The 25,810-nt window shown below is 40.5% G+C and carries 28 protein-coding genes and 2 riboswitches; of the genes, 17 read left to right on the forward strand and 11 right to left on the reverse strand.

All coding sequences use genetic code 11. The annotated features are described in order from the left end of the window. Positions 1-87 precede the first annotated feature (87 nt). The 6 genes from SCALIN_RS18725 to SCALIN_RS18750 form a co-directional block, all read right to left on the reverse strand. The gene (locus SCALIN_RS18725; protein ID WP_203415569.1) at positions 88-675 is read right to left on the reverse strand and encodes a nucleoside deaminase; all 588 of its coding nucleotides are present in this window, start codon (positions 673-675) and stop codon (positions 88-90) included. A 250-nt stretch (positions 676-925) separates the two neighbouring features. Then, a complete protein-coding gene (locus tag SCALIN_RS18730) occupies positions 926-2,131 on the reverse strand; it encodes an outer membrane protein assembly factor BamB family protein (RefSeq protein WP_096895970.1) in 1,206 nt (401 codons plus the stop codon). 65 nt (positions 2,132-2,196) lie between these two features. Next, positions 2,197-2,787, reverse strand: coding sequence for an imidazoleglycerol-phosphate dehydratase HisB (gene hisB / locus SCALIN_RS18735; protein WP_096895971.1), 591 nt, complete (start codon positions 2,785-2,787; stop codon positions 2,197-2,199). Positions 2,788-2,789: 2 nt separating this feature from the next. Beyond that, positions 2,790-3,875: a histidinol-phosphate transaminase gene (gene hisC, locus SCALIN_RS18740; RefSeq protein ID WP_096896000.1), complete on the reverse strand. Its 1,086-nt coding sequence runs from the start codon at positions 3,873-3,875 to the stop codon at positions 2,790-2,792. 65 nt (positions 3,876-3,940) lie between these two features. Next, positions 3,941-5,284 carry a histidinol dehydrogenase gene (hisD, locus tag SCALIN_RS18745; RefSeq protein ID WP_096895972.1) on the reverse strand — a complete coding sequence of 448 codons (1,344 nt, stop codon included), beginning with the start codon at positions 5,282-5,284 and terminating at the stop codon, positions 3,941-3,943. Positions 5,285-5,290: 6 nt separating this feature from the next. Further along, positions 5,291-5,731 carry a hypothetical protein gene (locus tag SCALIN_RS18750; protein ID WP_096895973.1) on the reverse strand — a complete coding sequence of 147 codons (441 nt, stop codon included), beginning with the start codon at positions 5,729-5,731 and terminating at the stop codon, positions 5,291-5,293. A gap of 263 nt (positions 5,732-5,994) precedes the next feature. Here SCALIN_RS18750 and SCALIN_RS18760 point away from each other — a divergent pair, with 263 nt between their 5' ends. The 3 genes from SCALIN_RS18760 to budA all read left to right on the forward strand — a co-directional run bounded on the left by SCALIN_RS18760 (position 5,995) and on the right by budA (position 9,075). Then, on the forward strand, positions 5,995-6,960 hold the full coding sequence (locus SCALIN_RS18760; protein WP_096895975.1) for a ribonuclease H family protein: 966 nt from the start codon (positions 5,995-5,997) through the stop codon (positions 6,958-6,960). Positions 6,961-7,094: 134 nt separating this feature from the next. Continuing rightward, positions 7,095-8,105 (forward strand): aspartate-semialdehyde dehydrogenase, encoded by a 1,011-nt coding sequence (locus SCALIN_RS18765; RefSeq protein ID WP_096895976.1) that lies wholly within the window; start codon positions 7,095-7,097, stop codon positions 8,103-8,105. Positions 8,106-8,316: 211 nt separating this feature from the next. Then, positions 8,317-9,075 carry an acetolactate decarboxylase gene (budA, locus tag SCALIN_RS18770; protein ID WP_230406657.1) on the forward strand — a complete coding sequence of 253 codons (759 nt, stop codon included), beginning with the start codon at positions 8,317-8,319 and terminating at the stop codon, positions 9,073-9,075. A gap of 98 nt (positions 9,076-9,173) precedes the next feature. Here budA and SCALIN_RS18775 read toward each other — a convergent pair whose 3' ends face one another. Next, entirely contained in the window at positions 9,174-9,362 is a 189-nt protein-coding gene (locus tag SCALIN_RS18775) for a ferredoxin (RefSeq protein WP_096895978.1), read from the reverse strand. Between the two features lie 317 nt (positions 9,363-9,679). Next, positions 9,680-9,909: riboswitch (cobalamin riboswitch) on the forward strand. Positions 9,910-9,999: 90 nt separating this feature from the next. Then, positions 10,000-10,215, forward strand: a riboswitch (cobalamin riboswitch). Positions 10,216-10,247: 32 nt separating this feature from the next. On the opposite strand from SCALIN_RS18775, the gene SCALIN_RS18780 reads away from it, so the two are divergent. From SCALIN_RS18780 to SCALIN_RS18840, 14 genes are all read left to right on the forward strand, one after another. Then, positions 10,248-10,871 carry a TonB-dependent receptor gene (locus tag SCALIN_RS18780; RefSeq protein ID WP_096895979.1) on the forward strand — a complete coding sequence of 208 codons (624 nt, stop codon included), beginning with the start codon at positions 10,248-10,250 and terminating at the stop codon, positions 10,869-10,871. A 32-nt stretch (positions 10,872-10,903) separates the two neighbouring features. Continuing rightward, a complete protein-coding gene (locus tag SCALIN_RS18785; protein ID WP_261341050.1) occupies positions 10,904-12,202 on the forward strand; it encodes a TonB-dependent receptor plug domain-containing protein in 1,299 nt (432 codons plus the stop codon). Between the two features lie 218 nt (positions 12,203-12,420). After that, positions 12,421-13,641, forward strand: a complete 1,221-nt coding sequence (locus SCALIN_RS18790; RefSeq protein WP_096895981.1) for a CehA/McbA family metallohydrolase domain-containing protein — start codon at positions 12,421-12,423, stop codon at positions 13,639-13,641. Positions 13,642-13,893: 252 nt separating this feature from the next. Next, positions 13,894-14,766 carry an ABC transporter substrate-binding protein gene (locus tag SCALIN_RS18795; protein ID WP_162532409.1) on the forward strand — a complete coding sequence of 291 codons (873 nt, stop codon included), beginning with the start codon at positions 13,894-13,896 and terminating at the stop codon, positions 14,764-14,766. Further along, entirely contained in the window at positions 14,753-15,760 is a 1,008-nt protein-coding gene (locus tag SCALIN_RS18800; RefSeq protein ID WP_096895983.1) for a FecCD family ABC transporter permease, read from the forward strand. Before SCALIN_RS18795 ends, SCALIN_RS18800 begins: the two co-directional genes overlap by 14 nt. Further along, positions 15,757-16,545 (forward strand): ABC transporter ATP-binding protein, encoded by a 789-nt coding sequence (locus tag SCALIN_RS18805; RefSeq protein WP_096895984.1) that lies wholly within the window; start codon positions 15,757-15,759, stop codon positions 16,543-16,545. Before SCALIN_RS18800 ends, SCALIN_RS18805 begins: the two co-directional genes overlap by 4 nt. A gap of 95 nt (positions 16,546-16,640) precedes the next feature. Then, positions 16,641-17,783, forward strand: a complete 1,143-nt coding sequence (locus SCALIN_RS18810) for an adenosylcobinamide amidohydrolase (protein WP_096895985.1) — start codon at positions 16,641-16,643, stop codon at positions 17,781-17,783. Positions 17,784-17,810: 27 nt separating this feature from the next. Then, on the forward strand, positions 17,811-18,425 hold the full coding sequence (locus SCALIN_RS18815) for a MotA/TolQ/ExbB proton channel family protein (RefSeq protein ID WP_096895986.1): 615 nt from the start codon (positions 17,811-17,813) through the stop codon (positions 18,423-18,425). Next, the gene (locus SCALIN_RS18820) at positions 18,409-18,846 is read left to right on the forward strand and encodes an ExbD/TolR family protein (protein WP_096895987.1); all 438 of its coding nucleotides are present in this window, start codon (positions 18,409-18,411) and stop codon (positions 18,844-18,846) included. The genes SCALIN_RS18815 and SCALIN_RS18820 overlap by 17 nt, the downstream gene beginning before the upstream one ends. Before the next feature lie 122 nt (positions 18,847-18,968). Continuing rightward, on the forward strand, positions 18,969-19,301 hold the full coding sequence (locus SCALIN_RS18825) for a hypothetical protein (protein ID WP_096895988.1): 333 nt from the start codon (positions 18,969-18,971) through the stop codon (positions 19,299-19,301). A gap of 125 nt (positions 19,302-19,426) precedes the next feature. Further along, positions 19,427-19,792 carry a TonB family protein gene (locus tag SCALIN_RS18830; RefSeq protein WP_096895989.1) on the forward strand — a complete coding sequence of 122 codons (366 nt, stop codon included), beginning with the start codon at positions 19,427-19,429 and terminating at the stop codon, positions 19,790-19,792. A 296-nt stretch (positions 19,793-20,088) separates the two neighbouring features. Further along, a complete protein-coding gene (locus SCALIN_RS18835; protein ID WP_096895990.1) occupies positions 20,089-21,438 on the forward strand; it encodes a carbohydrate porin in 1,350 nt (449 codons plus the stop codon). A 384-nt stretch (positions 21,439-21,822) separates the two neighbouring features. Continuing rightward, positions 21,823-21,951: a hypothetical protein gene (locus SCALIN_RS23535; protein WP_261341049.1), complete on the forward strand. Its 129-nt coding sequence runs from the start codon at positions 21,823-21,825 to the stop codon at positions 21,949-21,951. 24 nt (positions 21,952-21,975) lie between these two features. Next, positions 21,976-22,758: a hypothetical protein gene (locus SCALIN_RS18840; protein WP_096895991.1), complete on the forward strand. Its 783-nt coding sequence runs from the start codon at positions 21,976-21,978 to the stop codon at positions 22,756-22,758. 180 nt (positions 22,759-22,938) lie between these two features. Here the strand turns inward: SCALIN_RS18840 and tolA are convergent, their stop codons facing one another. The 4 genes from tolA to SCALIN_RS18860 all read right to left on the reverse strand — a co-directional run. Beyond that, positions 22,939-23,832, reverse strand: coding sequence for a cell envelope integrity protein TolA (gene tolA / locus SCALIN_RS18845; RefSeq protein ID WP_096895992.1), 894 nt, complete (start codon positions 23,830-23,832; stop codon positions 22,939-22,941). A gap of 170 nt (positions 23,833-24,002) precedes the next feature. After that, positions 24,003-24,386, reverse strand: coding sequence for an ExbD/TolR family protein (locus tag SCALIN_RS18850; RefSeq protein WP_203415570.1), 384 nt, complete (start codon positions 24,384-24,386; stop codon positions 24,003-24,005). Beyond that, complete coding sequence (exbB, locus tag SCALIN_RS18855) at positions 24,373-24,801, reverse strand: TonB-system energizer ExbB (protein WP_096895994.1); 429 nt, start codon at positions 24,799-24,801, stop codon at positions 24,373-24,375. Before exbB ends, SCALIN_RS18850 begins: the two co-directional genes overlap by 14 nt. Before the next feature lie 226 nt (positions 24,802-25,027). Continuing rightward, positions 25,028-25,810, reverse strand: a 783-nt coding sequence (locus SCALIN_RS18860) for a TonB-dependent receptor domain-containing protein (protein ID WP_133112048.1), incomplete at its 5' end; no start/stop codon positions are given.

The raw sequence follows: 25,810 nt of genomic DNA on the forward strand, positions 1-25,810 counted from the left end.
CCATGATAAATGACCTTTCAGTTCTTAATCGCATTTTATCCATCTCCTTTCTGTATTGTGAAATACTACAAAAAATGAAAGTTTTAATTATTTTACAGAATTTTCGCGGCATGGGTTATATACAAAACCGTTACTTTCAGTGAACTCGCAGAAAACCTTGCATGCCTCATTACTCAACAGATTATCAATGACATCTATTTTGCGTTTTTTGAGTTCCTCTTTCCAATCCGGGTGAAGAGGGCCTTCATCAAAGCCTGTGATCTCCTCCAGCTCTTTTCCACTGCCTGCTATCACAAGCGATTGTATGCCAGACCATATAACAGCCCCGTAACACATAGCACACGGCCGCCAGTTAACTACGAGTTCATGTGAAACCATGCCGGGCTTTCCAAGATCAAAAATTTTGAGTTTCTTTTGGGCGATTGATAAAGCCATTATTTCAGCATGAGCTGAAGAGCAGTTTGATGGTACGACTATATTTACACCTATGGAAATTAATTTACCGGTATGTTGTTCAAATACTCCTGCCGCAAACGGCCCACCGGTACCGTATTTATAATTTAACTTGGAGAAATGAATAATCATCCTCATCCGGTCTGCATGTGTAGTGAGATATTCAGGGCAGCGTGCAAGTTCCCTGGTAATCCAATCAGGTAAAGTAAGAGTTATATCCATGATTCTTGCTGAAAAAAGATTAGAGGGAGAGAATAATGTCTGATCTTGAAATACAATCTTCTATTTTTTTTTCATCAATCCAATTGATAGAAAAAATTTTACAGTACAGTAGTCTTCAGAAACTCTTTTTAAGTTGGTAAATGTATAAAAAGATGAGTGATTTGTCAACAATGGTAGATAATCAAATGGATTGAATAGCTCATTGTATGTTGCAGTTATTCGTAATTCTGATATTTGGAATTACTTATTCTTATGGATAAACTTCCATCTTATTCCCGATAGCATAGAGCTTGCCGTCTGTTGAAGGAATATAAATAGTCCCGTCTTTATCGATCGCTGCGGATGATTCAATGGCACCGCCGGTTTCAATAAACCACTTCAGGGTGCCGTCTGGGTTTATGGCGTAGAACTTTTTATCGCGTGAGCCCACATAAATAACTCCATTAGCGTCAACTGCAGGTGAAGACATGACTGAATATTTTGTTTCAAATGTCCATTTAAGAGTACCGTCAGGATTTATTGCATAGAGCCGGCCGTCTCCAGACCCTACATAAATTGTACCGTCCAGTGCGAGAGCCGTGGAGGAGTCGATATCGTATTCAGTCTTAAATTGCCATTTCAGATGACCATCAGGGCTAAGCGCAAACAGGTACGAGTCTTCAGAACCGAAATAGATTGTTCCATCATCTCCAATGGAAGGTGATGATTCCAGCAGATAGTGAGTGCCGAATGACCAGACGGCTTTGCCATCAGGCCTGAGAGCAAACATATAGTAATCTTCTGAACCGCAATAAACCATATCATCATCTCCGATAGCAGGGGATGACCATATGTGGTCTGCAGTCTTATATTTCCATCTGTGCTTACCTTCCGCGTCCACTGAGTGTATTCTGCCGTCCCAGCACCCAAAATAGAGCGAGCCGTCATCTCCAATCGCAGGAGAGGAGAGAATGCCTCCCTTTGTCTGGTGTTTCCATTTCAGTTTACCGTCGGGATAGAGCGCATAGAGGCATCCGTCCCAGGATCCGAAGTAGATGATGCCGTCAATATCGATTGATGGAGTGGAGTCCACTTCAGCGCCTGTTTTAAACTTCCATTTCAGAGTGCCATCCGGATTAACAGCATAGAGATGTTTATCCTGTGATCCAAAATATATAGTACCATCAATGCCTATTACAGGTGAAGATGAAATAGACGCCTCAGCCTGAAACTCCCATTTTATGTCGTTTGTCTCTGACGCGGCATAAGGACTTCGCCCCGTATGGTGCAGGTCATGGCGATGCATAGGCCAGGGTGTACGAGCAACTCTCTCACCGAAATATTGTGGAGAAACATCTTCTTCCTGCTCGTCTGACCACGCGGTTTGTGTCAATGTATATAAAAGAATGCCAATAATGAAAAACGCTGAAGATAGCGCATTTCTATACCTGAAAACAGTCTTGTTGTTCGTTGTCACTGAAAAATCCTTTCGATCAATATTTTATAAAAGGTCTGAAATGGGTGCTTATAGATTGCCGTTATTTATAAAACACCCTTTGTAGAGGGAACTTCATTTGTCCGTTCATCAACTTTTGTAGCCCTGTCAAGGGCCTTCGCTAAACCTTTGAAAATCGCTTCCGCGATATGATGTGCGTTTTCACCGTATGGAACATCTACATGGAGGTTCAGACCTGCGTTTACCGTAAATGCCTCCAGAAACTCCTTGATCAGTTCAGAGTCAAAATCACCAATCTTCCGGGAATCTAACTTAGCGTTGAAGACCAGGGCAGAACGCCCGCTTATATCCAGAGCTATGTTTGCAAGTGATTCCTGCATCGGTAGACTGACATTGGAAAAACGGACTATCCCTGCTTTATTGCCTAAAGCTTCTTTTACCGCCAGCCCCATGCAGATACCAACGTCTTCAACCGTATGATGAAAGTCTACATTGGTATCACCTGTAGCCTTAAGTTCCAGATCAAACAGGGCGTGCTTTGCAAGCAGATCCAGCATATGGTCAAAGAAGCCAATACCTGTAGATACTGAACGTTTACCCTCACCGTCCAGATTGAGAGATAGACTGATGTTCGTTTCATTCGTCTTTCTGTCTATTATTGAGGTTCTCTTTTCCATAATCAGCTATTTTGATTCAGTAAAACCAGCTGTACTTCCGCCAGTTGTTCCAGTAAAGTTTCTATTTCCTTGTCGGTCCCTATCGTAATCCTCAAGCAGTCGTCCAGCCTTGGTTGATCTATGTGTCTGACAAGTATCTTTCTCTCTTTCAGCTCCCGATAGATTTCTTTAGCCTCATAGGAATCTTCGCATTTGATCATAACAAAGTTTGCTTGAGATGGGTATACAAAAAATCCAAGTTTTTTCAGTGAATTTGTCAGGTATTCTCGTGTTTTAATTATCCGGGAAACGTTTTGTCTAAATGTTTCCTGATCATCCAACGCGGCAACGGCAGATGCCATACTGAGCCTGTCTACATTATACGAATCTTTAACCTTCATCATTCCATTGATCAGCTCTTTCTGCGCTACCGCAAAACCCAGGCGCATTCCGGCCAGTGAATATGATTTTGAAAGTGTGCGCAGGACAATGAGATTTGGGTGTTTATCTACCAGCCGCAGGCAATTATCTTCGGCAAAATCCGCGTACGCCTCATCAACCACAATTATACCGTCTATCTTCCCCGCAATTTCTGAAATCTTTGCAACCGGTATCATTGTTCCTGAAGGAGAATTGGGGTTACACATAAATGTAACGGCGGCACCGTTTACCAGAATCTCTTCCGGCAGAGAATAATCTTCACGGAAATCAATTACGCACTCTTTCGCGTTCTGAATATCTGACAGCACCTTATACAAAAGATACGTCGGATACGGATAGACAACCTTATCATCTTTGCTGACAAAGCTCCGGGTTATTATGGTTAAGAGATCATCAGATCCGTTGCCAACCATGACCCTTTCCGGTTTCGTCTTAAAAATCTCTGCTACTTTTTCCCTGGCGCCCGTAGAGACTGGGTCAGGATACAACCGCAATCTTTCATCTATTTCATCTTTCAAAGCGGCAAGGACTTTAGGAGAAGGGGCATACGGGTTTTCATTGGTATTGAGTTTGATGTACAGGCTGTCCTGAGGCTGTTCACCGGGAATATACCCGGTCATGTTGTCAATATTTTTTCTGAAATAACTTGAGTGTTTTTTAGTTTTCATTTTTATATGCTTTCTACAGATGCTAACATAGAGCATCTATTCTCCTCTTTCTTATCTTGTACAAATTACTTATTCACCCTTATCCGAACAGAGTTCGCGTGGGCATGCAAACCTTCTGATTCCGCGATAGTAATTATGTCATTGGATGCTGATTTAAGTACCTCTTCTGAATATGACATTATACTGGTCCTTTTGAGGAAATCATTTACTGACAGGCCGGAGCAAAACCTTGCCGTACTGCTTGTTGGTAATACATGTGACGGTCCGGCATAGTAGTCGCCAACCGCTACCGGCGTATACGGCCCGGCAAAAATAGCGCCTGCGTGTTTCAGCTTCGATAAAACCTCGTCTTCATTTTTTACAATTACCAGTAAGTGTTCGGGAGCCAGAGTATTTGAGATATCTATGGCTTCATTCATGTTTTCTGTAATAACTATGAAACCGAATTTATCCAGGGACTCTTCTATAAGAGAACTGCGGGCAGAGGTCCCGGTTTGTCGGGATACCTCCTGTAATACCCCGTTTGCAACCTCCTCAGAGCTGGTAACCAGTATTGAAATACCTGGAGCATGTTCTGCCTGCGATAGCAGATCAGACGCAACATATGCATGATTCGCAGATTCATCAGCTACTATAAGCACCTCACTTGGTCCTGCCAGCATGTCAATGCCCACATGTCCGTAAGCTTCTCTCTTGGCAAGTGTTACAAATTGATTACCGGGCCCGACAATCTTGTCAACTCCAGGGACTGTTTTGGTGCCAAATGTAAGCGCTGCTATTGCGTGTACGCCCCCAATCATGTAAACTTCATCCACATCTGCTTCTCCGCATGCAACCAGTCTTTCCGGAGAAATGGCCCCGTCTCTGCCGGGTGGTGTTACAACCACAATTTTGTCTACTCCTGCAACTTTTGCAGGTATGGCGTTCATTAATACTGAAGAGGGATATGATGCTGCGCCTCCGGGGACGTAAATTCCAACGTTTTCGATAGCACTGTATTTAACTTCTATCTTTGCTCCCTTTGAATGAAATGATCCAGGTTCACGAATGCGGATATGTTCCTGGAATTCCCGGATATTCTCCTTTGCATTTTTTATAGCGCTTATTAATTCGGGAGATACTTTATTGTATGCTTCCTCAATTTCGGAAGTCTTAATTTTAATATTTTCTGCTGACAGGCTTACACCTTCAAACTTTTCTGAATAATATTCCAGGGCTTCATCACCCTTCTCTTTTACGTCGTTAATTACACGCTTGACACTTTCAGCCGGAGATAACGGTTCACCAAAGACCTCTTTTGTCTTTGCTTCCATTCCTTTGGTGACAGTATCTGCAAATATACTCATTCCCTGCTTAAGCTTTTCAATTTCCCGTGTAATGTCACATTCCTGCGATTTTAATATTTTCATCTTTTCTTATCCACCAACTTCAACAGCACGTACCATATCACCGACTGATATCGGGCCTGATTTCGGAATGCCGGATATTTGAGTAGTATTAACATTCAGTTTTTCATTACTTAGCTTATTGCTTTCGGGTCTTCCTGTCATTGATTCGGCCATCATGGCGCCGCTGAGTGTCTGTGCTTCATGAGATCCATGTTCTGAGCAGGGTGTTTCTTTCTCACCGGCAACACAGGTGGAGAATTTGTCCTGTACATGAGCAACAAAGAGATGTTCCTTGACATTTTCCAGTTTCCCAAGGGATTCACCGCTATCCGGGTCCTTTACTTCATCATCGCTCTGTACAAAGACGGCAAATACCATCCCGTTGACTACTCCATTATTTCTACCGACATTAATTACGATACTATATTCATCGAGTATTTTGGCAACTTTACCTTCAATTTTTTCCATATTTATTATACCTTTTGATTATATTATAAGGATAAAGTGTTAAGTAATTATATTTTAGACCCCTTCTTTGTCAAGGAGAATTGAATCTACAATCATTTATTGTTTTGTATCTGACGTCATAAATTCGTTCTTGATAAAGCTTTTTATTCTCAATGAGTTTATGAAAATCTATGGAATAAAATGGTTTCTTGACACTTTTAACCCACTCGTTATAATTCTGAAGTGTCCCGGATTTTGTTACATTTTCCACAATTTTCTTAAAAATGTCAATAATTGCAGGTATTGATGAAGCCGGTTATGGTCCCACATTAGGCCCGTTTGTTCTATCTAAGGTCGTGATGGAAATACCGGATGAATATGGCCACGATATAAATATATGGCATCTCCTGAAGGACGCTGTTTCTGAAAAGATACAAAAGCATGGAAATCGTATAATAGTTGGTGATAGTAAAAAGTTGTACCAGCAGAAAACCGGATTAAAAATGCTGGAAGAGGCGGTTTTGTCTTTTGTCTGGCATACAAATGGTCCTGTAACAAAATTCAGTGATTTGCTGAGACTATTATCAGATTGTGGTGAAAATGTTCTGGAAAAATATCCATGGTATCATGGGAAAGACATTGATCTGCCGGCCGCTTCAAACGTATCAGCAATCATGAATTACGCAGACATTTTCCAGGATACGGCAAGCTTTCGGGACATACGCATACTTGACATAAAAAGCCGGTTTTTGTGTGTTTCTGAGATAAACAGGCAAATTGAGCTTCTTGGTAACAAGTCTTTGTTACTATTCAAGAGCTGTGTATCGCATCTTATAGAAATCTTTGAATGTTATGGGAAGCATAAGCCAGAGGTATTAATAGACAAGCACGGTGGGAGAAACTACTATGAGAAATTGCTGGCACAGAATTTTGAGGGATGTAATATAGATTCAATTACAGAAGGAAACCCTCTTTCGACTTACAGCATCAGGAATGAGAGTAATAAGATGGATGTATCTTTTATTGTAAGCGCAGACTCAAAGTATTTTCCAACAGCGCTGGCTTCCATGTTCAGCAAATACATGCGTGAGCTGTTTATGAAATTATTCAATGCATTCTGGCAGGAAAAAGTAGAGGAGATAAAACCAACTGCCGGGTATCCGGAAGATGCCAGGAGGTTTTTATCTCAGATTCACGATGTAAAGAACAAACTGAATATCAGTGATGACATTTTAATCAGGGCTAAATAACCGTTTAAACTGTTTAAACGGCTCAAGCAGCTTAAACTGTTATTTAGGTACTTTCAACTTTTTATGACACACAAAAAACCTTCTTAAAAAAAGAATTTTACAAAGTAATTACTAATATAAGGAGTATAACAGATATGGGAGTTAATGTTGCAGTAGTAGGGGTTACTGGCGCAGTGGGAACAGAAATGCTCAGGGTGCTTGAAAGAAGAGACTTTCCTGTTGATGAATTAAGGCCGCTTGCTTCAAGCCGTTCTGCAGGGAAGAGTGTAGTCTTCCGTGGAAGAGAGGTACAGGTACAGGAGTTAACTGCAGATTCTTTTGATGGGATGAATATCGGTCTCTTCAGTGCGGGTGGTGGTATAAGCAGAGAGTTCGTTCCTCATGCTATTGAAAAAAATTGTGTTGTCGTAGACAATACCAGCGCATTCAGAATGGATGAAGATGTCCCACTGGTTGTGCCGGAAGTAAATGCAAACAGGATTTCGGAACATAAAGGCGTAATTGCAAACCCAAACTGTTCAACGATACAGCTCGTTCTGGTCTTAAAACCGATACATGATGCGGTAAAGATCAAGAGGGTGGTGGTTTCAACCTATCAGGCTGTATCCGGAGCAGGTTATAATGCATTGATAGAACTAAAGAAGGAGACCGAACATGTCCTTTCCGGGAAGAGTGAAGAGTTTAATCGCAGCATATTTCCTCATCAGATAGCGTTTAATGTTCTTCCTCAATTACCACAGAGTGATGCTTTTAAGGAAAACGGCTATACAGACGAAGAGATGAAGATGATTAACGAGACGAAAAAAATCCTGGAGGATAGCTCTTTCCGCATAACCACCACCACTGTCAGGGTGCCTGTATACAGGGGACACAGCGAGTCGGTCAACATTGAAACAGAGGGGCCTTTGAGTGCTGATCAGGCCAGGGGGCTATTAAGCAAAGCGGAAGGCGTCGTGGTCCTTGACGAGCCGTCAAAGCAGTTATATCCACTGGCAACTGATGCTGCTGGTAAAGATGAGACCTTTGTTGGAAGAATACGGGAAGACCAATCTGTTGAAAACGGATTAAATATGTGGGTCGTAAGCGATAATCTTCTGAAAGGCGCGGCCCTTAATGCAGTCCAGATTGCTGAAAAGTTGATATAGAATAATAGAAACGATTTACCGCAAAGCCGCTAAGAGCGCAAAGGAAAACTTGCTTACTGTTCTCCCGTTGGATAGAAAAAGATACATTTAGCTATCATTAGCTATATAAATTTGACCGACCTCACTTTCGAGAGGAGCCGAGTGTTGGAATCCTCTCGAAAGTGAGGTCTTTTCCGGCTCATTACTAATTCCTGTGAATATGAAATATTTTTTGTTACCTGTAATCCTGGCAGCGCTAATGTGCGGATGTTCATATGCACAAAATAACGATGAAGTGTTTTATCAGACTTCAACAATAAACGCTTTGCTCGATGAAGTCTATGACGGAAATATAACAGTTAAAGAGCTTAAGGGATATGGTGATCTTGGCCTGGGAACATATAACAACCTTGATGGTGAAATGATAGGGCTGGATGGTCTGTTTTATCAAGTAAAGGCGGACGGAATAGCTTATGCGGTTGACGATTCAATTAAAACTCCATTTGCCGTGGTAACTTTCTTTGAATCGGATAAAACAATTGTTTTAGAAAAGAGCGTAAACTATAAACAGTTAGAACAATATCTGGATAATGTGCTTCCGACAAGAAATATCTTCTACGCGTTCAAGATTGAAGGGACGTTTAAGTATATCAAGACAAGGAGTGTGCCCTGGCAGGACAAACCGTATCCACCGCTTGTTGAAATTGTAAAGGACCAGCCGATATTTGAGTTTCATGATGTCAACGGCACAATAGTGGGTTCCTGGTTTCCGGGTTATATGAAAGGAATCAATGTTCCCGGTTACCATTTTCACTTCATCACTGAAGATAAAAAAGGGGGTGGGCATTTGCTTGAGTGTCAGACAGGAGGTGTTAAGATCGGAATTGACTACACTTCCAATTCGTACCTGGCATTGCCGGAAGATGATGAGTTTTATAAAGCAGAATTGTCTAAAGAAAACCAGGATGAGTTAAAAAAGGTGGAAAAATAAAATAAGGAGAATGCCGGATAGTCTTTTTATGATCTCTACCCATGCTATTCTCCTTATTAAATTTTATGTCTTATTCATTTCGCAGGCACTGAAAGAAATTAATCTTCAATGGATATGCATTCAACAGGACACTCTTCTGCTGCCTGTCTACAATCTTCCTCTGAAGCACCAGGAACGGAATCACCCTTAACGACTGCGATATCATCTTCCATCTCAAAAACATCCGGACATGTCTGTACACAAAGTTCACAACCAGTACACTCATCTGCATCTACTATAGCCTTCATGATTTCCTCCTTTATTAAAAATAATAATAATGTTAGTTTCTTTTACTAACTAACAAAACCTATAATGGTTCCTTAAGCAAATATAAGAGAACAAGATAGATTTTAATATAAATAATCCTCATTAATTGTCAAGCTTTTTTATACAGTAAAGTTTAATAAAGTGCGGAACTGCTTTCTGATAATAAGATATCAGCTAAACACTTGTAATGCAATAAGATAAAGCAGTTACGGTACGTGTTTGAATAGTTTGTTCTTGACAATGCTTTCCATATCATTATATTCAGTGTAAAACTTGTACTGTTTGCTGTACTTTGAAAATATGAAATTCGTTTACGGGTGTTCGCAAACGGCAATTCGCCGGTAGCGACATAATAGGGAAGTCCCTTAAAGGGCACGGACCCGCCGCTGTAATCGGTTACTAAGACTGCAAAATGCCACTGGAAACATACTATTTAAACGGTTTAAAACTGTTTAAACGTTTTCCGGGAAGGCGCAGTCGTTAGGGTGACCCGATAGTCAGAAGACCTGCCCGTAGATGCTTCACATTAACTCTTCGAAGGTAAAGAAGGTGGAGGCAAGATACGTTTTTATCAATTAATTAATATTAAACCCGAATCTTCCCATCGAAGATTCGGGTTTTTTTATTGGTGTGTGAGATATAAGGGAATCCCCGCCGAGTTGGAACTCGGTTAACGGGAGCTGCCCCGCAACTGTAATCGGTGACGAAATCTGCAAAATACCACTGGAACAAAAGCAGTTTAAACTGCTTAAACCGTTTAAACGGTTTTCCGGGAAGGTGCAGATACCAGGATGACCCGAAAGCCAGGAGACCTGTCTTACACGTTTTGTTCTAACACTTTTTTCCGAGGGGAAAAGGAGGTTTGCATGAGGTGCTATTTATTTATTCTATTGTTTGCATCGATATTATTATTCCCTGTCATCAGTTATTCTCAGGATAATGTCAATCTTGAAGAAAAAGAAGTAAATGGGTCTGAAAATAGAGATGAGTCCGGAATATCCGGACTTGAAGAAGATATTGAAGAGATTATCGTAACCGCAACAAGGACAGAGACACGGGTTAGTCAACTGCCCGATTCAGTTACCGTCATTTCAAAAGAGCAGATTAATCAACAGAAGGCAACAACTATTTTCGAGGCACTTCGTAGTGTACCCGGTCTGAATTTACGCAAGTCAGGCGGTATTGGCAGACTGACAAGTGTAACAATTAGAGGATCCAATACAAACCAGGTCCTGGTTATGATTGATGGCGTACAGGTAAACAGTCCAACCCTGGGGTCTTTCGACTTTGCAAATCTTACAACTGACAATGTAGAGAGGATAGAGGTAGTAAGGGGACCTCAAAGTACACTGTACGGCTCTGATGCTATGGGAGGTTTGGTAAATATAGTTACAAAAAAGGTAAAGGTAAGCCTAAGTACAGTATTCGTTCGGAGTTTGGAACACCAGAGAGGACGTATAATGAGTCAATCAGTACAAGTGGCAGTTTAGGGAAATTTCATTATTCTGTTGATCTGGCAAGGATTGATAGTGACGGGCGCGGATCAAACGATGATTATGACAAAACAAATTTATCCTCAAGGATTGGATATAAGATTAATGAAAAAATAGATTTTGAAACTACCATGAGGTACAACGATTCCACGGTAAATTTTGATGATGGCGCATTCAGACAGGACCCTAACAGGTTTTCACAAAATGAGGATTTTAACATGAATGCTGTTTTCAATCAATCATTGACCGATTGGTGGAGCCACAAGATGACATTCTCATTTGCGGATTCTGACTCAATAGATACTGACAGAGCCAATCCGGGTACATCAGATCCTTTTGGAACATCGAGATTTCGGCTCGATACACATATATATACCGGCAACTGGCAGCATACTTTGAACTACAAAGATATTGATACCTTTGTAGTAGGCTTTGAATTTGAAAATCAATCTGCCGATAACAGGACCTTTGATGAGACGTTAATCAACAGAGGATGGTACTTTCAGAATCAACTGAAACTATGGGACAGGCTCTTCTTTAATGCAGGCTTAAGATTAGATGATAATAATACTTTTGGAAAGGATGTTAATCCTAAACTGTCAATTGCTTATCATCTGAAGGAGACAGATACAAAATTTAAGGCAAATTATGGTAAGGGATTTAGAGGCCCTACGTTAAATGATTTATTCTGGCCGGTTACCGGCGATCCAACACTGCAGCCGGAAGAAAGTGAGAGTTATGATTTTGGCTTTGAACAATACTTATTAGAAGACAAGATCTCTTTTGGTGTAACCTATTTTAACAACCGATTCTCTAATCTTATTCTATGGGCTCCTATCAGCCCTGGAAGTTTCATATGGCGACCACAACAAAATTCTGGTTTTGTATGGACAGAGGGCATAGAAGCGGAGGCCGTAATCAAGCCAATTGAAGGGCTGACAATAAGAGGTACATTTACAAAGACGAATACAAGAGATGGTTCAAAGAAAGAGTTGATAAGGCAGCCGCGCAAGCAAGGCTCTGTTAATATCAATTACAGCTTTCTGGATAAGTGTAACATAAACATTGATGATACAATTGTTGGAAATTCAAGAGAAGGCGCCAGTGCCACTGGCGACAATGGAGGCGGAATAACACCTCCAAACAGATCAACTATAAGGACTAATACAGGGATACACAAACTGGATGCAACATTTTCATATGATTACTCAAAGCACCTGCAGCTTTACACAAGGGCTGAAAACCTGTTAAACATTCAGTACGATGAAACCTTGGGTTTCAGGTCACCGGGAACAAGAATCTTTTTTGGGGTAAAGCTTAGTATGTAATGTATGGGAGAGGTAGGACGCTGATTTTCACAGGTATGTACAGATAAAGGTTTTTTGATAGTGTTGCAGGCAAAACGTGCTGAGAAGTTGGCGTATGCGAGTGTTCTCAATAAAAATAACAGTGCAAGTCGGATTTATACTCAGGATGTCTGTTCTCATAAGGTAGATAAGTAACAACAATACTAGCTATGCAAATTCTAAAATATTTAACTATGTGTATGATTACTCTCTTGGTGTTTATCGGTATTGTTACAGCTGATAGTGAGGATTTTAATACAATGAGAAAAATGGCTCTTGAACCATACTCGGAATATCATCTTTACCGGGGAGATCTGCATGTTCATACGAATTACTCTGCAGATGCGGACTCCAGACAAGAGATAAACTCGGTTATTCAATCTGCAAAAGGCCGACTGGATTTTATTGCAATTACAGATCACGATGAACATAAGGAAGATGTTCTGACAAAAGATGAATGGCAACAGATTGTTGCTGTGTGTCAAAAACAAAATTGTGACGGAGAATTTGTTGTAATTCCTGGATATGAATGGACTTCACCAGACCAACACTTTAAACCGGGCAGTAAAGATTATGAACACAAGATACTCTACTTTACCAATCCACCTGATGATATTTTTCGTTTCAGTAACTTTCCTACTCCTGAAATACTTGCAAATGCAGTGAGTGGAGCTGGCGGTATTGGCCATACTCCTCATCCAAGATCTTTCACCGTAATGGACCTTAAAGATCAACAAATCATTGTGAAGCATTATGAAAGAGATTATTGGGATTACGGACATGCATTTTCTTCAACTTTTTCCAATGCTGAGGTATATCCCAACGGTCCACTTTATCAATACGATTTTGACAAAGTGGAAAGTGATGACATAAAAGAAGAGTCTGTCCAGATATCCTGGGAATTTGAAATACAGAAAGCATTGTCAATGGGATATAAATTGGGCTTTGTTGCCACCTCTGATACACACTGGCCAACTATCATCCCTGGTCAAGAGAGATGCTCTGTCGTATTTGCGAAAGAGTTGACACGGAAAAGTATTTTAGATGCACTTAAAGTGAGGCGCAATTATGCAGAAATTTGTCCGGAAAATATTGATGTTTTCTTTAGTATTTCCGGTCATATCGTTGGAGACGAATTCGAAACGACCCGGAATCCATGCCTGATATTAAACATTCAGTCAGAAAGGGAAATTCATGAGGTTTATATTTATAAAAATAACAACAAATGGATTACCATCAATAAAGGTGATTTGTCACCATTTAGTTCTGATTTTAAAGAAGTCAGTTTTACCGTTGAAGATAACAATTTTTTGTCTAATTCATTCTATTTTGTCAAAATCAGGTTAAAAGGAAACAATGAATACGGAACTCCATTTACTGTATTTACAAGCCCGGTTTGGGTAAATAAGAGAATTGAGTAGGGGTACTCTCTTCGAGAGGAGCATTTTTTTGCTGCGATAACTGCTAATATAGAGTTGTTGCCTCCGGGTAGTTGACTTATATATTTATACTAATTAGTGTCATTCTTGTCTGACAGATCACGTCATTCATTTGAACTACATTAACATTAATACATTACTATTTAAATTATGAATAAAAAACCGCGAATTATACTGTTTATTGTTCTCTCGATTATCTTGACACTATTCAGTCAAACGTCCCAGGCTGAATCTGTGAAGGTTGGAAAAACAAAAGCCCTTGTTGACGATACTGGTTTTTCACTGCATTTTAATAATCCTCCCAGGCGAATTATTTCTGTATCACCGAGCGTGACGGAAATACTAGGGGTCATTAATGCGGATTCTCTGTTAGTGGGAGTTTCACTATATTCTTATTATCCATCTTCTGTCAAAGGTCTTCCTAAAGTAGGCAGTTACGTTAAACCAAATATTGAACAGATCATCTCATTAAATCCTGACCTGGTTGTAATGTCCTATGACGGAGCGCCGAGGAGTGATGTGAATAAATTACGGAAGCTGAAGCTGAAAGTTGCTGTTTTACGAAGTGAGAAGTTCTCTGACATTATAAAAAATATTAACTGGCTCGGCAAAGTTTTAGAGCGTCAAAAAAAAGCAACAGAAGTGGCTGGATATTTAGAGAGTCGTTATGCGCAAATCCGGTCCCTTGACTGGGAGACGCCAAAGCCTGCCGCTTTTTATTCAATCGCCCTTGATCCCATAATATCAGTTGGGGCTAAAAGTTTTATTAATGATTTAATTCGTGATGCGGGAGGCATGAACATTACCGGGGACATTGATCAGGCATATCCTAAATTAACCATTGAAAGTGTAATTGCCCGATCTCCAGACATACTGGTATTCTCAACCGGTATGGGAAATGCGCTTAGCATGGAAGGTCAGCTGCCTTTCTGGCAGCGTTGGAAAAACATTCCTGCTGTACGAGATCAGAGATTCGTGCAAGTTGATCATGACATTATCAATCGTCCCGGTCCCAGAGTTATCAAGGCGCTGGCTTTATTAGCCCAACAATTTCATCCTGAAAAGGCAATGGCGATTCAGCGGATTATGAAAAATGAAAAACCGTAAAATTTTGTTGTTCGCAGTTCCGTTTTGCTGGATCCTCATTTTCTTACTATGTTGGAAATACGGTACTGTGATTATTACCTGGGAGCAGCTGAAAAATACCGTCTTTGGGGCGGCGGCTTCTGATCAAACTAATATTATTTTATTGCAGGTACGATTGCCAAGGCTGCTTCTGGCCGCGCTTACAGGCGCTACTCTCTCTTTAACAGGGGCTGTGTTTCAGGCATTACTGCGAAACCCGCTTGCCGATCCCTATATTCTCGGGATTTCCGGAGGTTCGGCGCTGGGCGCGGTTGTGGCCATGGGCTTTGGTTTGCATTTAATGATTATCGGTTTTCAAATTGTTCCGATATTTGGTGTATGCGGTGCGTTTTTAACCATATTATTTGTATATAATTTCTCCAGAATCGGCAACTATTTACCGACACAGACGATGTTGCTGGCCGGTATTTCATTACAGGCGATGCTTTCCGCATTGATTCTGTTTCTGCAAACCCTGTTGGAACCTTTAGAGTTGATGCAGGTTTTTACCTGGTTAATGGGAAATATACCAACTCCGGAATACGGAAATTTATTATGGATATCTCTCTATGTACTTCTGGCTATCGGAGTGATTCTGCCGCAGGCACGGCATCTGAACGCTCTTTCTCTGGGAGAGCGGGATGCCCAGATTGTTGGTATAGATGTGGAACGATTAAAAAAGGTCCTTTTTTTCTCCTGCTCTCTTTTAACTGGAAGTATAGTTGCTCTAACCGGGCTAATCGGATTTGTCGGGATTATTGTTCCACATTTATTACGATTGTTAATTGGTCCTGACCACAGGCGTTTATTGCCGGCTTGTGTTATTGTCGGCAGCATTTTTATGGTTGTTGCCGATACCCTGGCCCGTGTCGTGCTTGCACCAACTGAAATCCCTGTTGGCGTTATTACCGCTCTTATCGGTGGACCATTCTTTCTGTTTTTATTATGGAAAAATAAGCGTAAGGGAATGCGATGAGCGAACAATATCAGAATGTCACGGTTGAAAAACTCTCTTATTCGTATACAGAGATGCCTTTTATTCAAGATCTCTCTTTTGACTTCAGGGCGGGAGAGTTGTTCAATGTTGTTGGCCCTAACGGGGCCGGTAAAACAACTCTATTATATTTGATTGGCGGGATACTCAAACCACAGGTCGGTGAGATTTTACTGGGTGACGTGCAGTTAAACTCTTTTAAACGTCAGGCTCTTGCCAGAATCATGACGATCATTCCGGCTGAATCAAATATTGCATTTGACTTCACAGTTTATGATATTGTGTCCATGGGCCGTTATCCTTATCATAGTCCACTTGAGTCATTTAACGATAACGACCGTGAAATTATATGGGAGGCTATTGAACGGACCGGATTAGCAAAATACAAAAATGAAATTTTCAACCAGCTTTCCAGTGGTGAAAGGCAGCGGGTCCTGATTGCCCGCGCTCTGGTGCAGAAAACACCTATTCTGTTAATGGACGAACCGACTGTTCATCTGGACATTCATTACCAATTGGATATTTACCGGCTCGCGCAATCACTCGCGCATGACAAGAATCTATCAGTTTTCATGATCTCGCATAATTTAAATTATGCATCGATGTATAGTGACCGTATTATGTTGATGCGTGAAGGAAGTATTGTAAAAATTGGCGTTCCTGATGATATCCTTCAGCCTGAACTGCTCAGTGATGTTTACGGCACAGCTTTGTCTGTTTATCCACATCCTGAAACAGGCCAACCTACTGTCTGGCCAAGGCAGTAAGGGATGATGTCATCAAATAATGCTATTGGGTCTGGTTGTTATGTTATTGCAATAATCATAGAAATTCCTACCAATGCAAAAGAGGAAATACGGCTATGTTAATAGGAAAATATGACGGGATAGAAATACACCGCAAAGAGAAATTTATATATATTAACTTTCTTGTTCAACACAGGGTTATTTCTACTTGCAGTGTATATGGAGGGTTGCGTGATGATCTGGAGGGGATTGCTAATCATCAATTATGTGAGCCTTTGGGACATGATAGAAAAGGTTTGGAGATTATAGCTGAAAGCCCTGCTAATTATTTAACGTCAGTCTTTAAAAAATATGGACTCTCTCCTGAAAAAAGAGCGCTCCTCGGCACTGCAGCAAACATGAATTATGCCGCTGTGGAATCACAGGAATATCAAGGCCTTAAGGTAGTGGCGATAAGTACGGGAGGTGTGAAAAAAAATGCCGGCAGGGCCGGTGACCCCGCGAATATTTATGAGAAGGATGGGAAGTTTATCAGTGAGAAAAATGAGGTCGATGAACCTCACGGTACAATAAATACAATAATTATTATAAACAAAGAACTGACGGATGGTGCCATGGTGAGGTCGGTTGTTACCGCTTCCGAGGCAAAGGCCGCCACTCTTCAAGAGCTTGCGGTTCATTCCTGTTATTCATCCGGGATGGCTACCGGAACAGGAACCGATCAGGTTGGCATTGCGTCCATGCTGACCGGAGAAATTCCATTGACCGGTGCGGGTAAACACACTAAGTTGGGAGAACTCATAGCTTTAACGGTAATAAAGTCGGTTAAGAAAACCCTGTCATTACAAGATTCACTTACCTCTCAGAGTCAACGTTCAGCAATAATTCATTTAGAACGATTTGGTATGGATAAAAAATCAATGACGGAAAAGATCTGTAGCTTTCTAGATAAAGAGAAGTTTGAACTATATGAAAATAATTTTGTAGCTATTGACCGTGATTCCGTTACTGTAGCGGCAACTGCCGCTCTTGTCCACTTGCGCGATAAAATAGAGTGGGGAATCCTGCCGGAAAACTGCTTACCGGAGATTTTTTCATCCTATGGGGCGCAGATTAGTTCTTCAATTTCGGGAAAGTTTGAGAGAATAGGCTATTATCGGGAGTCTCTTTCTCGTGAACGCATGGGGATATGCAATCATGAGTTCACCAATTTTATTTGTAAATCATTTGCTCTGGGGTTTAGTGAAAAATGGGAATAAAAAAACGTAAGAAAGGGGGAGGAATCAATGCTTAATCTCATTCTAAAAGGTGGCCCGGTAATGTACCCGCTGCTGGTTTGTTCACTTATCTCTCTAACAATTACCATAGAGCGAGTTATCTTCTGGTCGACTGAAAGCAGGAGGATGGACCGTAAATTACTGGATGAGGTATTTGTAGAGATTGAAAAGGGTTTTTACGATAAAGCCATTGCTCTGGGTAATAAATCAAAAGACTATATGATAAAAATTGTGTGCTATGCACTCACACATCATAAATCTTCAAGGATAAATATGTTGGAGATGGCGGCAGAAGATGAGATAGACAGGATGAAAAGGGGCATGGCAATAATGGATACAATAATAACCATGGCGCCTCTACTGGGGATTCTCGGCACTGTTACCGGTATAATAGTCTCCTTTGATTTCCTTGGAAAGGCCGGGGTAGAGGACCCGAAAGCTGTTACAGGGGGGATAGCTCAGGCGTTGATTACAACCGCGACAGGTCTGTCGATAGCCCTTGCCACTATAATTCCGTACAACTATTTTGTCGTCAAACTGGAAAGGGCAGCGCGAAATATAGAAAAGTGTACAACAAGTTTCGAAATATATCATCAGGAGGGCAGAGATGAAGATCAATCTTAATCTGAGACGAAAGGGGCCCCGGATAGAGATGTTACCACTTATTGACATCGTCTTTCTCCTTCTGGTCTTCTTTATCTACGCAATGCTTTCCATGGTGGTTCATCGCGGGTTTAAAGTGGATCTTCCACAGGCGACAACGGCTGAGATTGACAAGGAAGACTACGCTTCAATTACCGTAGATAAAAATAACAGGATACTTCTTAACAAAGAAGAGATACTTATTGAAAATCTTTCTGAGGAGGTTAATACAAATATTAAGAAGGGGATTAAGATCTTTATTAATGGTGATAAAGAAGCGGACCTCGGCGTTGTGATAAATGTACTTGATACCTTGAGAAGAGATGAGATCAAGGAGGTCTATTTTGAAACAGAACCCTTTGAACAAAAACCATTAAATAATTCAGGAATTCCTGGATTTTAGAATCTATACACCGCGTAATTTAATGTATATAAAAATCAATGCAGCCAGCCCTTCGACTCCCCGTGCCCGATCGAACGGGGAGTCGAAGGGTAGTCTTTTTCATGATCGCAACATGACAAAATATGTTTAAAAAAAATTTAATAATAGCCGGATCAATTGCTTTATCACTACATGCAGCGTTCATTATGCTGTCGCCAAATATCACTTCTGAACCTGAGGTGATATTCCGAAAGGGTGAGTCCAGCCTTAAGATGAACCTTGTACCATCTATAGCATCAACTGCCTCCGCAAATCCAGTTAATGAAGTAAAAGAAGAGGTCCAGAAGGTGGAAGAAAAAACAGTTGAGAAGCCTAAACCTATAAAAAAGATAGAGGAACAGAAAATAGCTGCTAAACCGGTTACTGTTGTTACTGAAGACGTTCAAAAGGTACAAAAAAAACAATTGATACTGTAAAACCTGTAAAGAAACAGGAACAACCGGTAAAAAATCAGGTAAAAGCTGAAGAACAAGTTACACAAAAGGTTACGCAACAGGCAAAGCAAATATCATATAGCGCCGAATACTTTAAACCTGATCGTATGGCCGTTGATAAACAGATACATCAAAAGAAGGTATCTACCCCCAATTCAAAAGAGATCATGGCTGATGTTAAGGCAAAGGGTGTAACACAGGGTGCGATGGTAAAGAATGTATTTAAACCCTCCTATCCTTCCAGTTGTAAGCGGCAGGGACATGAAGGGGCTACGGTATTGGAAGTAACAATTCTCAGTAAAGGGAAGCGTGGGGAAATAAATATATTAAAATCAGCAGGCTGTGCATCACTTGATAAAGCAGCCATTAAAGCTTTAAAGAAAGCGAAGTATATCCCTGCCAGACGATTAGGAGTCCCCTTTACCACAGCAAAGAAGATAGCTTTTAGTTTTAAACTGGAAGATTATCAATAGAAAAATTCAGATAGTATTCACGATGAAGCGGCTTTTAAATGACAGTTACATATAATTCTGTTATGGTAAGCATGAAAATGGGTAAATATTTTTTTTGACAACAGTGGCACGAATGTTAAAATAGTGGCATTGAATACCTGCTCTTCAGGAAGATTATGAAAATACTGAAAACAGATGCATCTGTAGTAATATTACAGAAACAATTTTCTTGAAGATATAGGAAGCAGGAATACCTGACAACTTGCTTTACGTGCCTTTACTGGAGCTTTTCTTATAGGAGGAGATGAGTAGATTATATGAAGTATGCGTTCCGCTTATTACACATATTCTTAATTGTGTTCTTTTTAAATTCAACATTTTTTCTTGTAGTAGACGGGCGAATTGGCAAGTACGTTTGTGCTGAAGAAAGAGAGCCTGCAGATGAAGCTTTCTATAGAATACATCCACCATACACGTTTGATCCACGTTTTTTTGAACATGAACACCTTTTTGACTTGAGGAGAAGAAACACTCTTGTTGATAAGGGGCTCTCGTTCGATCTGGTCTATACTGCTGACTTTGTGACAAACCACTCAGGTGGATTAAAGAAAGCGGGTGCCGACATTGATACAACTATAAGCTATCTTGCAAATACAGATCTGGCAATAGAGCTTGATATGGAAAAGGCGGGTTTCTGGAAAGGGGGAATATTCCACGCACACTTTTTTGACCACCATGGCGCTAAACCATCAGAAGACTACATAGGTGATTTACAGGTAGTTGATAACTTTGAGAGCAATAAAGTTACAAAGTTGTATGAATTCTGGTATAAACATGCTTTTGAACTGTTCGGTACAGACTTGTCTCTTTTAATCGGGCAGCATGATTTGAATAGCGAATTTAATATTACTGAGTACGGAATGCTTTTTTTACACTCTTCTTTCGGTTTTAATAATGAGATTTCAAATAATATTCCGGTCTCTAATTTTCCGGTAGCCGCTTTTGGTTTCAGAGTGAAGTGGGAACCCACTGAATACTTCTATTTTATGGCAGAAATATCAGATGGTGATCCGGGAAAGAACAATAGTGGGTTTGACTGGACACTTGACAGCAAAGAGGGTTTTCTAAACTTTTTTGAATTAGGATATCATTTTGGTGATCAGGAAGTGAGTCGGACCATGCCCGGAACGTATAAGTTTGGAGGGTGGTACCATACCGATGAATTTGATGATATTCGTGACACTGATGAAAATGATAATCCTCTGGAGCACGATGGCAATTACGGGATCTATTTTATTGCTGACCAGATGCTTCTCCCGGGAGAAGGAGACACCGGATTGGGTGCCTTCTTCCAGCTCGGAGGAGTACCTGATGACCGTAACCAGGTGGATTTTTATGTTGGGGGTGGTGTTCATTACAAAGGGATCATCCCTTCCAGAGAGGATGATATGCTTGGTCTGGCAGTTGCGCATGCATCCATAAGCGAAGATTTAAGAGATATTGAAAAGATGGACCGTCACGAAACTGCTGTAGAGTTGACCTACAGGGCACAGGTTTTACCCTGGCTTGCCATACAACCGGGAGTGCAGACTATCTTTAATCCTGGGGCAGATTCTTCACTGGATAATGCCGTTGTATCAATAATGAGGTTTCAGATAAATTTCTGATCCTGCTTTTATTATCGTAACTTCACTCCAATCTGGTTTAAACCCTTTATCAACTGAATCTTTCAAAAGCCCTGATCACTTCTCCACATGCAAACAGGCTGTGTCACAATTATTTTTTGGTTATGTAGCTATTCTGCAAATTGATATAATATGCATCGGTTGACTTGGAATTGGTATCAAGATAAAATAGTAAATCGGAAGACTTGTCAGGAGTGTAAGCATTTTGGTGTATGTATAACCAGTATGAACGGAATGACAATAAAGAGGTTGGTAAATGAGAAGTTAAAAGAGCCATAATTGGTTGTAAAAAAGTGATTACCAAGCGCTAAAACAAAAAATAGTTTCTCTTTTGCTTTAAAATAGGTTGGGTTATAAATTTCAATTGTGAAACAACCTGTTAGTTACGGTCAGAGCAAACGAATATGTATTGCCGGGATCCTTGCCATGGAGCCGGAGATAATAATATTATACGAATCAATCAACGGCCTTGGCCCTGACGGTGGAAAACCGTAATGAGAATTCTCAACGATCTGAATAATGAAACGTAGTGTTTCGATATTTCTGGTACTTTCCGTTATAAGCTTTGCAGCAACGCTTTTGCCTAAATACATCGATCAAAATAAATTCTTACGAGGAATAAAAAGTGTTAGCTCGGAACAGAAACAGGAAGCTAAAAGAGGATCAAGCGCTTACAGCTACAGAAACGATTCGATACTTCCGTTTTTGAGAAGAGAAGTTGAAGAGATTGAGAGATTTAAGGATAGTCTGGGAAGTGAATCAGAGGTAGATCTGGGTTCACAATCAGAAATCGTTAAAGAGATGATATTGGTTTATTCTGAATATGAAAATGCTATGGTTAAGGTTTTTACCGCTTTAGAGTTCAACACCATAAAAAACCGTCAAGATATTGGCAGGTTTATGGAGAGTGCGAAGCAGGCTGAAGTGACGGCTAATAGAGTGAATCGGCTAAACAAAGAGTTGGGAACAAAACTCAAAGAGCCTCTTAACAGGAGCGGAGTGCCGCCTTCCGATACCGATTCAATTATGCGAGGTTTTTATCGAACCGAAGATATAGAGAGAAGAGGCGAGCTATATAAAATGAATGCGGAGGTTATGGAAAAAGCCCATTTCGTTCTGCAGGTTCTGGAAAAAGAGTGGGGTGCATGGGAGTACAACATGAAAAAGGGGGGTGTATATTTTGAATCTAAGAGAGCCGTTTTAGAATTCAATAGCACCATGGAACAGATTGGAGTTCTTGTGCGGAAGATTAAGGAGTTACAGCTTACGATTCTAGAAACCCAGTCAGGTAAAAATGGATAGTACCTTTGGCGTATAATTACTTTAAATAAAATAACAAAATATTTTTACATTTTCCCCAGTATAACAATAGTCTTACAATTTTACTCTTGCTTAACAGGCTGTCCGAAAATAACCAAAAACACCTTTTTTGTCATTCTGGATTTATTTCAGAATCTAGAATGAGAAATTAAATTTCACCTCCTATGTGTTTAATTTATAAGTTATGGGAATTACAATTCTTACTTCAACCGGTGGTGGAGGAAATGGAGAAGCCTTTCTGACAGCTTGTTCAGCATTATCATCCAGGGTTGAGAAACCTGAACTTTTATTTACCTTAATACCTTTTACACTCCCGTCCAGGCAGACAATGAATGATAGTATGACATCACCTTCCATAGACATCTTTCGCGCTTTGTAAGGATATGATATATTTATACGAATTATTTTGTTTATGTAATCAAAATGTTCCTTGATATATCGGTTTTCAGAACTCTGATTTAATTCATGCTGCATTCTATCTGATTTTGAAATCCCTCCTGATTGTCCAGCATTTACAACACTTTTTGATTCATGCGTGGTTTCTGTAACAGCGTGCTTAACTTTTTCTGTTACCTCAACAGCCTTTGCAGGTACTCTTTTTTTCGTCTTGACTACCCTCTCCTGTTTGACATTGTCAGGCACTGGCAACTCTTCTTTTATCACAACATTCGCTTTAATCTCTTTGGAATCTTGAGTGGCCGTATTTTTTTTCTGTATTTGCGGTTGTTTAGTATTGATCTCCTTTTGGGTTTTAAAGTATTCAGCGCTATAAGTTATTTCCTGCTTTTCCTGTTCTACCAGTTCTTCTTCCACCTTGTTTTTGGTTTCCTGTTTAACCATGGCAGGGATTGATGCCTGGTTTTTTATAGCCTCTGCCGTTTCCATGCTGTTCTTATCGATCTCTTGTTCACCTGTTTTTATGATATTTGTTACATTAAACTCCAGGATCGCTTTCATGTTCTGCTGTGCGACCGGTTTCTTAATATAAAAGGCCAGGGCCACAAGCATAATATGAAAGAAAATAGAGATAGCCAATCCTGGTTTATGGTAATTCATTTGTTTCCTTTTTTTGGACTGATAATAAGTATACAAATCAGGTTTCTATTGCGACAAAAGATAATCCTTCGACTCCCCGCCCGCGCAACATCCGACGGGGAGTCGAAGTGAAATCAACATTAAATTTTCTATACATAAAACAATAATGTTAAGCTGTTTTTTTCGCATCCTCATTTCAATACTTCTGTCTGCAGGGTCACTTTTTCAAAACCGGTATTTTTAACGGTATCAAGCACGTCCACAAATACCTGTAAGACAATATTTTTATCAGCTCTTATTGTCACTGGTGTTGCTTTGTCAAATGAGTTGATAGATTCTTTAAGGCCGTTTAAATCTACCGGTTTGGAGTTCAAGTATATTCTTTCTTCTCTATCTATCTCTACGATCAGCGATTCTATAGACTCCGACTGTTTTTCTGATGCTCCCGGCAGTTGTATAGGCAACAGTTCGGCCTTTATAAAAGTAGACGTAGTAAGGACTATGGTCAGCAGCACAAGCATTATGTCTACAAACGGGATAATATTAATTGAATTGAATTCCTCATCTTCCATCATTTTTTATCTCCCACTCCATCAAGATGACCTTTGCCTTTCTCAGGAGAAAGTTATGTAGGGCTACGGAAGGAATCGCAACAAGCAGGCCGATTGCCGTGGCCTTGAGAGCGAGAGCAAGTCCAGTCATAATCTTGCCTGTTTCCATATACCCTTCTTCTCCTATATTGTAGAAGGTAAACATTATACCCAATACCGTACCCAGTAAACCGATGTAAGGGGCGTTGCTGCCGATAGTGGCAATTAAGTGGATTTTCCTCGTAAGCGCGAGTTCCAGTGATTTTCTCTTAGTGAAATCGTCTGATCTAATATTCCTGTATACCAGGAATCTTTCGATTGCAATAGAAAGAGATACAATACTCATAAAGATCAGGAACCCGATGATTCCATAATCAACAAACAATTTAGTTAATTCCATTACGCCTCCTGTATTTAGTTAATTCCTTGCCTGCCATTAGCAGGGTAGAGTATCTCCGTTTCACTCAGAATGTCATCATAGTAACAAATGTGTCATTTTCTGCCGGAAGACGGGTGAGCGAAACGGAAAATATAACTTGTTTAAAATGTGAAATCTACTCCGACAAATTACAATCTTTATACATAAGGAGCATATAACTCATGTTTATAAAAAAATTCAGCGTAAGTCAAAACGTGATATCCATCGTGATCCAGACGCTTCGACCAGGTTCTTTTACCTGGACCTGGTCGACGTCAAAGGCATTGCTCAGGTTCAGATGTTTAGCGTAGGTTTTGTCGAATAGATTATCTACACCGAATTTTATCCTGGCTCCCATGTCAAATGTGTAAGAACCATACAGATCTGCTACAGCATACCCCGGTGTTTTTCTCGCATCAAGACCGCTGCCAATACTCGTGGTATCATCCACCCGGCTCTGTCTATTCACCATGAGAACCTTGCCACCTACACTCCAGTTCCTCTTTTTATAGTCAGTGGTCACAGATACTTCCAATGGAGGAATCTGCGCTAATGGGCGGTCTTCCCTGAGGTTTTCTCCATATACGTAAGCCAGAGAAGCCCCGCTGAATAAATGTTCTGTCCAATATCTGTTTAACGACATTTCACTGCCAATGAGGTAGGCGCTTACATTCCGGTAAATGGTGGCATTGTTACCTGCAGCACTGGCACCGTGATCCCGAGTCCTCATGATAAAATCACTGATCCGGTTGTAATAGACATTGGAATCAAATCCCCATGATTCTGTTTTGCACCTGGTGCCTATCTCTATCTGATGGTGTTTTTCCGGGTCAATAAAAGGGTTGCCTACCCATCGGCTGCTTTCTGTCATGTTGTTGTTGGAAGCCATATAGCGCTCTGTGGCATCAGCAGTCCTTACACTACGACTCAACGTCGTGTAAAATGTCCCTTTGCCTTGCAGATAATCCTGTTCAAAGCGCACCATACCACC

It is taken from the genome of Candidatus Scalindua japonica (assembly GCF_002443295.1).
Taxonomy (GTDB): Bacteria; Planctomycetota; Brocadiia; order Brocadiales; family Scalinduaceae; genus Scalindua; species Scalindua japonica.

Coding starts and splice junctions, on each gene's coding strand:
- SCALIN_RS18725 (WP_203415569.1), bottom strand. CDS start 675: ATGGATATAACTCTTACTTTACCTGATTGGATTACCAGGGAACTTGCA.
- hisB (WP_096895971.1), bottom strand. CDS start 2,787: ATGGAAAAGAGAACCTCAATAATAGACAGAAAGACGAATGAAACGAAC.
- hisC (WP_096896000.1), bottom strand. CDS start 3,875: ATGAAAACTAAAAAACACTCAAGTTATTTCAGAAAAAATATTGACAAC.
- hisD (WP_096895972.1), bottom strand. CDS start 5,284: ATGAAAATATTAAAATCGCAGGAATGTGACATTACACGGGAAATTGAA.
- SCALIN_RS18750 (WP_096895973.1), bottom strand. CDS start 5,731: ATGGAAAAAATTGAAGGTAAAGTTGCCAAAATACTCGATGAATATAGT.
- SCALIN_RS18760 (WP_096895975.1), top strand. CDS start 5,995: ATGTCAATAATTGCAGGTATTGATGAAGCCGGTTATGGTCCCACATTA.
- SCALIN_RS18765 (WP_096895976.1), top strand. CDS start 7,095: ATGGGAGTTAATGTTGCAGTAGTAGGGGTTACTGGCGCAGTGGGAACA.
- SCALIN_RS18775 (WP_096895978.1), bottom strand. CDS start 9,362: ATGAAGGCTATAGTAGATGCAGATGAGTGTACTGGTTGTGAACTTTGT.
- SCALIN_RS18780 (WP_096895979.1), top strand. CDS start 10,248: ATGAGGTGCTATTTATTTATTCTATTGTTTGCATCGATATTATTATTC.
- SCALIN_RS18790 (WP_096895981.1), top strand. CDS start 12,421: ATGATTACTCTCTTGGTGTTTATCGGTATTGTTACAGCTGATAGTGAG.
- SCALIN_RS18800 (WP_096895983.1), top strand. CDS start 14,753: ATGAAAAACCGTAAAATTTTGTTGTTCGCAGTTCCGTTTTGCTGGATC.
- SCALIN_RS18805 (WP_096895984.1), top strand. CDS start 15,757: ATGAGCGAACAATATCAGAATGTCACGGTTGAAAAACTCTCTTATTCG.
- SCALIN_RS18810 (WP_096895985.1), top strand. CDS start 16,641: ATGTTAATAGGAAAATATGACGGGATAGAAATACACCGCAAAGAGAAA.
- SCALIN_RS18815 (WP_096895986.1), top strand. CDS start 17,811: ATGCTTAATCTCATTCTAAAAGGTGGCCCGGTAATGTACCCGCTGCTG.
- SCALIN_RS18820 (WP_096895987.1), top strand. CDS start 18,409: ATGAAGATCAATCTTAATCTGAGACGAAAGGGGCCCCGGATAGAGATG.
- SCALIN_RS18825 (WP_096895988.1), top strand. CDS start 18,969: ATGTTTAAAAAAAATTTAATAATAGCCGGATCAATTGCTTTATCACTA.
- SCALIN_RS18830 (WP_096895989.1), top strand. CDS start 19,427: ATGGCCGTTGATAAACAGATACATCAAAAGAAGGTATCTACCCCCAAT.
- SCALIN_RS18835 (WP_096895990.1), top strand. CDS start 20,089: ATGAAGTATGCGTTCCGCTTATTACACATATTCTTAATTGTGTTCTTT.
- SCALIN_RS18840 (WP_096895991.1), top strand. CDS start 21,976: ATGAAACGTAGTGTTTCGATATTTCTGGTACTTTCCGTTATAAGCTTT.
- tolA (WP_096895992.1), bottom strand. CDS start 23,832: ATGAATTACCATAAACCAGGATTGGCTATCTCTATTTTCTTTCATATT.
- SCALIN_RS18850 (WP_203415570.1), bottom strand. CDS start 24,386: ATGATGGAAGATGAGGAATTCAATTCAATTAATATTATCCCGTTTGTA.
- exbB (WP_096895994.1), bottom strand. CDS start 24,801: ATGGAATTAACTAAATTGTTTGTTGATTATGGAATCATCGGGTTCCTG.